6 protein-coding genes are annotated in these 7,799 nt (G+C 71.0%); 4 read left to right on the top strand and 2 right to left on the bottom strand.

The features are described 5' to 3' along the window. Both alaS and VFM98_RS11925 read right to left on the bottom strand, forming a co-directional pair. On the bottom strand, window positions 1-2,330 hold a 2,330-nt coding region (alaS, locus tag VFM98_RS11930), incomplete at its 3' end, for an alanine--tRNA ligase (RefSeq protein WP_325110139.1). Window positions 2,331-2,439: 109 nt separating this feature from the next. Beyond that, window positions 2,440-3,318, bottom strand: coding sequence for a c-type cytochrome (locus VFM98_RS11925; RefSeq protein ID WP_325110138.1), 879 nt, complete (start codon window positions 3,316-3,318; stop codon window positions 2,440-2,442). A 51-nt stretch (window positions 3,319-3,369) separates the two neighbouring features. Between VFM98_RS11925 and VFM98_RS11920 the strand changes: the two genes are divergently transcribed. The 4 genes from VFM98_RS11920 to VFM98_RS11905 form a co-directional block, all read left to right on the top strand. Further along, window positions 3,370-3,735, top strand: a complete 366-nt coding sequence (locus VFM98_RS11920) for a cytochrome c (protein WP_325110136.1) — start codon at window positions 3,370-3,372, stop codon at window positions 3,733-3,735. Window position 3,736: 1 nt separating this feature from the next. Beyond that, window positions 3,737-4,654 carry a cytochrome c oxidase subunit II gene (gene coxB / locus VFM98_RS11915; protein WP_325110135.1) on the top strand — a complete coding sequence of 306 codons (918 nt, stop codon included), beginning with the start codon at window positions 3,737-3,739 and terminating at the stop codon, window positions 4,652-4,654. After that, window positions 4,651-7,197 carry a cbb3-type cytochrome c oxidase subunit I gene (locus tag VFM98_RS11910; protein WP_325110134.1) on the top strand — a complete coding sequence of 849 codons (2,547 nt, stop codon included), beginning with the start codon at window positions 4,651-4,653 and terminating at the stop codon, window positions 7,195-7,197. Before coxB ends, VFM98_RS11910 begins: the two co-directional genes overlap by 4 nt. 86 nt (window positions 7,198-7,283) lie before the next feature. Further along, on the top strand, window positions 7,284-7,799 hold a 516-nt coding region (locus VFM98_RS11905), incomplete at its 3' end, for an aldehyde dehydrogenase family protein (RefSeq protein WP_325110133.1).

The following is a 7,799-nucleotide window of genomic DNA, read 5'->3' as shown; positions in this document are numbered from 1 at the left end:
AGGCGCGCAGCCAGCACCTTCACGCCCTTCACGTCCACGGCCTGGTTCACCAGCTCGTCACCCTGCGAGGAGGCGAGCTTGCCCTTGAGCGCGGCCACTTCCTTCTCCAGCCCGCGCACCTGCTCCAGCACCTGGCCAATGCGGCCCTGCAGTTCCGGCACGGGGGCCTTCAGGGCGCTGGCCGCGGCGTTGACCGTGCTCTCCAGGTCCTGCAGGTAGGCCAGCGCGTTGGCGCCGGTCACCGCCTCGATGCGGCGCACGCCGGCGGCCACGCCGCCTTCGCTGACGATCTTGAACAGGCCTATGTCGCCCGTGCGGCTCACGTGCGTGCCGCCGCACACTTCGCGCGAGCTGCCGATGTCCAGCACGCGCACCGTGTCGCCGTACTTCTCGCCGAACAGCATCATGGCGCCGGTGGCCTTGGCCGATTCGATGTCCATCACGCGCGCCTGCGTCGCGTGGTTCTCCAGGATCTCGGCGTTCACGCGCTTCTCGACCTCGCGGATCTGGTCGTCGCTCACCGGCTGGTTGTGTGTGAAGTCGAAGCGCGTCTTGTCGGCATCGACCAGCGAGCCCTTCTGCTGCACGTGCGCGCCGAGCACTTCGCGCAGCGCCTTGTGCATCAGGTGGGTGACGCTGTGGTTGCGCATGGTCGCCTGGCGCAGCGCCATGTCCACCGAGGCCTTCACCTTGTCGCCGACCTTCAGCGTGCCTTGGGTCTGGGTGCCGTGGTGGCCGAACACGTCGGCCTTGATCTTCTGCGTGTCCTCCACGCCGAACTGCACGCCCTCCGCGGCCAGGAAGCCGCTGTCGCCGACCTGGCCGCCGCTCTCGGCATAGAAAGGCGTGGTGTCCAGCACCACGATGCCCGGCTGGCCTTCCTCGAGTTGCTGCACCGGCGCGCCGTCCTTGTAGATGGCAAGCACCGTGGCCTGCTCCTCCAGCCTCTCATAGCCGGTGAAGACGTTGCCGGCGCCGCCGTATTCCAGCACGCGGTCCATCTTGAACTTGCCCGCCGCGCGGCCCGCGGCCTTCTGCCGCTCCATCGCGGCGTCGAAGCCCGCAGCGTCCACCGTCACGCCGCGCTCGCGGCAGACGTCGTTGGTCAGGTCCAGCGGGAAGCCGTAGGTGTCGTGCAGCTTGAAGGCCACGTCGCCCGGCAGCTCCTTCTGGCCGGCGCCGAGGGCCGCGTCCAGGATCTCCATGCCGTTGGCGAGCGTCTCGTAGAAGCGCTCCTCCTCCGCCTTCAGCACCTCGATCACGCGCTGCTCCGAGGCCTTCAGGTTCGGATAGGCGTCACCCATCAGCTTGACCAGGTCCGGCACCAGCTTGTGGAAGAAGGGGCTCTTGCGACCGAGCTTGTAGCCGTGGCGGATGGCGCGGCGGATGATGCGGCGCTGCACGTAGCCGCGGCCTTCGTTGGACGGGATCACGCCATCGGCCACCAGGAAGGAGCAGGCGCGGATGTGGTCCGCGATCACCTTCAGCGAGGGATTCCCGAGGTCGTCGATGCCGGTCTCGCGCGCGGCCGCCCGGATCAGCGTGGCGAACAGGTCGATCTCGTAGTTCGAATGCACGTGCTGCAGGATCGCCGCCAGGCGCTCCAGGCCCATGCCGGTGTCCACGCAGGGCGCGGGCAGCTTCTTCACGCTGCCATCGGGCTGCATGTCGAACTGCATGAACACGTGGTTCCAGATCTCGATGTAGCGGTCGCCGTCCTCGTCGGGGCTGCCGGGGGGGCCGCCGGGGATTTCCGGGCCGTGGTCGTAGAAGATCTCCGAGCACGGGCCGCAGGGGCCGGTGTCGGCCATCATCCAGAAGTTGTCGCTGGCGTAGCGGGCGCCCTTGTTGTCGCCGATGCGCACCACGCGCTCGGGCGGCAGGCCGATCTCCTTCGTCCAGATGTCGTAGGCCTCGTCGTCCTCGATGTAGACGGTGGCCCAGAGCTTCTCCGCCGGCAGCTTGTAGACCCGGGTCAGCAGCTCCCAGCCCCACTTCAGCGACTCGCGCTTGAAGTAGTCGCCGAAGGACCAGTTGCCCAGCATCTCGAAGAAGGTGTGGTGGCGGGCCGTGTAGCCCACGTTCTCCAGGTCGTTGTGCTTGCCGCCGGCGCGCAGGCAGGCCTGCACCGAGGCCGCCCGCACGTAGGGCCGCTTGTCGGTGCCGAGGAACACGTCCTTGAACTGCACCATCCCGGAGTTGGTGAACATCAGCGTCGGGTCGTTGCCCGGCACCAGCGGACTCGAGGCCACCACCGCGTGCCCCTTGTCCTTGAAGAAATCGAGGAAGGTCTGGCGGATGTCGGCGACGGTGAATTGGGGAGTGCTCATGGAGGGTCCAGCTGAACCTTTGATTATAAGTTTGGGGCGATCTCCGCGCCCTGCACCGGCATTCCCGCGTAGGCGGGATCCAGCCGCCCCCTGCCCCAGCAATACGCGCTCAGCGCAGCGTGGCGAGGTAGCCGGCCATGTCGCGGGCGTCGTGCTCCTGCACCCCGAGCTGCGGCATCGCCGTGCCGGGCTTCACCTGCTGGGTTTGCAGGATCCAGCGGACCATGTTGTCCTGCGAGTTCAGCAGCGTGCCGGCGATGAACTGGCGGCTGGCGATGCCTTCCAGCGGCGGGCCGACGTAGACGTTGGAGCCGGTCACGCCCGGAATGATGTGGCACGCGTTGCAGGCGTGCTGGTTGAGGGCGCGGCGGCCGCGCTCCACGTCCGGCGGCGCCGGTGCGGCCACGGTCACCGGCGGCACGGCCGGTCGCTGCGCCTCGGGGCCGCATGCGGGTGACGGCGGCGCCCGTCCGAGCAGTTCGGCGTACTGGGGGGCGGCCAGTTCCGGCAGGCGCTGCAGGAAGGCGACCACCTCCCACAGCTCCTGGTCGCGCAGCCGGAACTCCCAGCCCGGCATGCCACTCATGCGGATGCCGTTGCGCGTGATCCAGTACAGCTCTCGGGCCCGCCAGTGGCGACGCGCGTCGACCAGCGGACCGGGCAGCGGCTGCATGCTCTGGCCGGGGTCGCCGGGTGCCACGCCCGGCCCGCCGTGGCACAGCTCGCACTTGTCGCGATAGCAGCCCGCGCCGCGCAGCACCATCGCCTCGTCGGCGAGCGGCGGCTCCGCGATGTCGCGCGCGCGCAGCTTCACCGCGTGGCGCATGGCCGTTTCCAGCACGGCATAGGTCGGCTTCCAGTGCTGCTGCGTCGCGGCCACGTCGTACCAGCCGCCGAACACCGCGGCGGCAGCCAAGCCCGCCGCGGCGATCGCCAGCGCGGCCGTCGTGGCGGCCACGGCCGCGAGCACCGCATTCCTGTTGCCCATGGAGCCGCGATTCTGGCCCACGGCGCAGCGGCTGCGGGCCAGAATGCGCCGATGCCGACGACCTGCCGCATCGCGCGCTCCGCGCCGGGCCTCGCTTGCCTCCTCGCCTGCGCGAGCGCGGCGGGGGCGCCGGCCGACGATGCGGTCGCGCGCGGCCGCGACCTGCTGGTGCAGTACCGCTGCGGCAGCTGCCACACCATCCCCGGCGTGCCGGGCTCGCGCGGCCAGGTCGTGCAACCGCTCACCGCGTGGCGCCACCGCAGCTACATCGCCGGGCGCTTGCCGAACCGCCCCGAGGTGCTGCAGCGCTGGATCGTGGCGCCGCAGTCGCTGGTGCCCGGCACCCGCATGCCCCAGATGGGCGTGACACCCGCCGAGGCGGAGGCGATGGCCGCCTACCTCTTTTCGCTGGAGTGAGATGGGGGGCGTGCTGGACGCCGCCGGCGCTGCCGCGCAGTCGATCGCGACGGTGAGCTGGGTGCTGTTCGCCGGCGCCGCGGCGATCTTCGTGGGCGTCATGCTCCTGCTGGCCGCCGCGCTGCGCCGCCGCCCCGGCCCCGTGCGGACGCGCGCGTGGGTCATCGGCGGCGGGCTGGTGTTTCCCATCGCCGTGCTGGTCGCGCTGTTCGCCTGGTCGGTGCCGATGACGCCGGCCTGGAAGCCGGCCCCGCCGCCCGGTGCGCTGGTGGTGGCCGTCACCGGTCACCTGTGGTGGTGGGACGTGCGCTACCGCGATCCCGCCACGGGCGCCGAGATCCGCACCGCCAACGAGATCCGCATCCCGGTCGGCCGGCCCGTCTACCTGGCGCTGGACAGCGCCGACGCGATCCACAGCTTCTGGGTGCCCCGGCTGGCCGGCAAGATGGACATGTTGCCGGGCCGCATGCAGCACCTGCTGCTCACGGCCGATGCGCCGGGCACCTACCGCGGCCAGTGCGCCGAGTTCTGCGGCGAACAGCACGCGCGCATGGCCCTGCACGTCGTCGCGTTGCGGCCGGCAGAATTCGAGGCCTGGCTGGCGGCGCAGGCGAAGCCCGCGCGCGCCGCGACGACCGCGCGGCAGGAGGCCGGCCGCGAGGCCTTCCTCGCCAACCGCTGCGACGCCTGCCACGCGGTGCGGGGCGTGAGCGAGGGCGCGCGGCTGGCGCCCGATCTCACCCACATCGGCAGCCGCATGCACCTGGCGGCCGGCACCTTCGCCAACAGCGCCGAGGCGCGCCGGGAGTGGATCGCGCACGTGCAGCGGGTGAAGAGCGGCGCACGCATGCCTTCCTACCAGCGGCTCGAAGGGGCGCCGCTGGAGGCGATCGTGGAATGGCTGGGGGCGCTGGAGTGAAGGAGAGCCTGGATTCCCGCCTGAGCGGGAATGACGGGGGCGGCGCGCTGCCCAATGGGCTGCCCCGCCCCGAAGGCGAGCTGGAGGCGCTGCAGCGGGCGTGGGAGCCGCCCACCGGCTGGCGCCGCTTCAGCGCCGTCAACAACACGCAGATCGGCCTGTACTACCTGCTCACGGCGCTGCTGTTCTTCGTCGGCGCCGGCGTGCTCGCGCTGCTGATGCGGGCCCAGCTCGCCGCGCCCGGCAACACGCTGCTGGCGGCCGGCACCTACAACCAGCTCTTCACCATGCACGGCACGGTGATGATGTTCCTGTTCGCCGTGCCGGTGGTGGAGGCGATCGCGGTCTGGCTGCTGCCCAACATGCTCGGCGCGCGCGACCTGCCCTTCCCGCGCCTGTCGGCCTATGCGTTCTGGGCCTACGCCTTCGGCGGCTTCGCCTTCTTCTGCACGATCTTCTTCGGCGCCTCGCCGGACGGCGGCTGGTTCATGTACCCGCCGCTCACCGGCAAGGAGATCTCCCCCGGCATCGGCGCCGACTGGTGGCTGCTGGGCATCGGCTTCATCGAGATCTCCGCCATCGCCGGCGCGATCGAGCTGATCGTCGGGGTGCTGTTCACGCGCGCGCCCGGCATGCGCCTGCGCGACATGCCCCTGTTCGCCTGGGCCACGCTGGTGACGGCGCTCATGATCGCGTTCGCCTTCCCCGCCATCATCGCCGGCACCCTGCTGCTGGAACTGGAGCGCGCGCTCGACTGGCCCTTCTTCGTCGCCGCGCGCGGCGGCGACCCGCTGCTGTGGCAGCACCTGTTCTGGTTCTTCGGCCACCCCGAGGTCTACATCATCTTCCTGCCGGCCGCCGGCATGGTCTCGATGATGGTGCCGGCGCTGGCGCGAACGCGGCTGGTGGGGCACGGTGCGATCGCGTGGGCGCTGGTGGGCGTGGGCGCGATCAGCTTCCTGCTCTGGATCCACCACATGTTCACGGCGGGCCTGGGGCCGCTCGCCCTGGTCCTCACCTCGATCGCCAGCTTCGCGGTCGCGGTGCCGAGCGGCGTGCAGGTGTTCTCCTGGATCGCCACCTTCCGGGCCGGCCGCGTGAAAGGGGACACGCCGACGCTGTTCCTGCTCGGCTTCCACTTCATCTTCGTGCTGGGCGGCCTCACGGGCGTGATGGTGGCTGTGGTGCCCTTCGACTGGCAGGTGCACGACAGCTACTTCATCGTGGCGCACCTGCACTACGTGCTGATCGGGGGCATGGTCTTCCCGCTCTTCGCCGGCCTGTACTACTGGGCGCCCCTGATCCGCGGCCGGCGCCTCTCCGAACGCGTGGGCCGCTGGAGCTGCGGCCTCATGTTCGTCGGCTTCAACCTGGCCTTCTTCCCGATGCACCTCGCCGGGCTGGCGGGCATGCCGCGGCGCGTGTACACCTACGATGCCGGCCTGGGCTGGACGCCGTGGAACGTGCTGGCCACGGCCGGCGCCTGCGTGTTCGCGGCCGGCGCGGCGCTGAGCCTGGCGCACCTGGCGCGCACTGCGTTGCGCCCGCAAGGCGAGCACGACAACCCATGGCACGCTCCTTCGCTCGAATGGCTGCCGCAGGCCGCCTATGGCACCCGCAGCATCCCGCAGGTGCGTTCCGCCTATCCGCTGTGGGACCAGCCGGATCTCGCGCGCGAGGTGGAGGAAGGAAGGCACTGGCTGCCCGGCTCCGTCTTCGGCGGGCGCGAGACGCTGGTCACCAGCCCCTGGCGCGGCGAGATCCGGCAGTTGCTGCGGCTGGCGGGCGACGGCTGGTGGCACTTCGTCGCCGCCGCCGGCACGGCGGGCTTCTTCCTGCTGCTCACCGTCTCCCGCTACCTGCCCGCCATCGCCTGCGGCCTGCTGGCGATCGCCGCGATCCTCGCCTGGGTGTGGCAGCTCGATCGGCCGCCGCCGGCCGCCACCGCGCGCATCGGCGACGGCGTGCACGTGCCGACGTTCGCGCAGGGCCGCGCAGCACCCTCGTGGTGGGCCACCGTGATCCTGGTCGCGGTGGATGCCACGATCTTCACCGCCCTCGCCTTCTCGCACCTGCACGTGAGCATGAAGCTGGACGTGTGCCCGCCGCCGGGAGCGCGCGTGCCGGGCGGCGGCGCCTGGGCCGCGGCCCTGCTGGTGGCGGCCTCGCTCGCCCTCGCCTGGGCCGTGCGCCGCCCGCTGCAAGGCGGGCAGGGATGGCTGCAGCTCGCCTGGTTGGTCGCGGGTGTCTGCGTGCTCGGGGCCTTCGGGATCGACCTCGGCGCACACATCGGGGCGGGCCTCTCCCCGACCCATCATGCGTGGGGCGCCACGGTGGCCGCCCTGCTCGGGTGGCAGGGGCTGCACGTGTTCGCGCTGCTCCTCATGGGCAGCTACGTGCTCGTGCGCTCGCTGGCGGGCCGGTTGCGGCCCGATGCGCGGGCCACCCTGGACAACTGCACCCTCTTCTGGCACTACGCCGTGGTGCAGGGCATCGTGGTGATCGCGCTGGTGCGGCTGTTGCCGGAGTGGATGGGCGGGTGAAAGGGCTGCTCGGTGCGGGAGGGGGCCCAAGCGAGGCGCTATGCTTTCCGTTCGCGACCAGAACCAGACCCCAGGAGAACAACCCGATGGACATGAAAACCTCCCCGCTCGCCCTGCTGAAGGACCCGAGCCTGCTCAAGACCGATGCCCTGATCGACGGCCAGTGGATCCCCGGCGCGGGCCGCTTCGCGGTGCACGATCCCGCCACCGGCCTGAAGCTCGCCGACGTGGCCAACCTGGGCCCGCAGGAGGCCGAACAGGCCATCGCGGCGGCCAACCGCGCCTGGCCCGCGTGGCGCAACAAGACGGCCAAGGAGCGCAGCGCCATCCTGCGCAAGTGGTACGACCTGCTGATGGCCAACCAGGAAGACCTGGGCCGCCTCATGACGGCCGAACAGGGCAAGCCCTTCGCCGAAGCCAAGGGCGAGGTCGCTTACGGCGCCAGCTTCGTCGAGTGGTTCGCCAAAGAAGCCAAGCGCATCAACGGCGAGACCCTGCCGCAGTTCGACAACAACCGCCGGCTGCTGGTCGTGCGCCAGCCGATCGGCGTGTGCGCCGCGATCACGCCCTGGAACTTCCCGCTCGCGATGATCACGCGCAAG

The organism is Ramlibacter sp., from assembly GCF_035706265.1.
Classification (GTDB): Bacteria; Pseudomonadota; Gammaproteobacteria; order Burkholderiales; family Burkholderiaceae_C; genus Ramlibacter.
The sequence above is the reverse complement of the archived record's forward strand: the minus strand, read 5'-3'. Positions and strand labels throughout refer to the sequence as shown.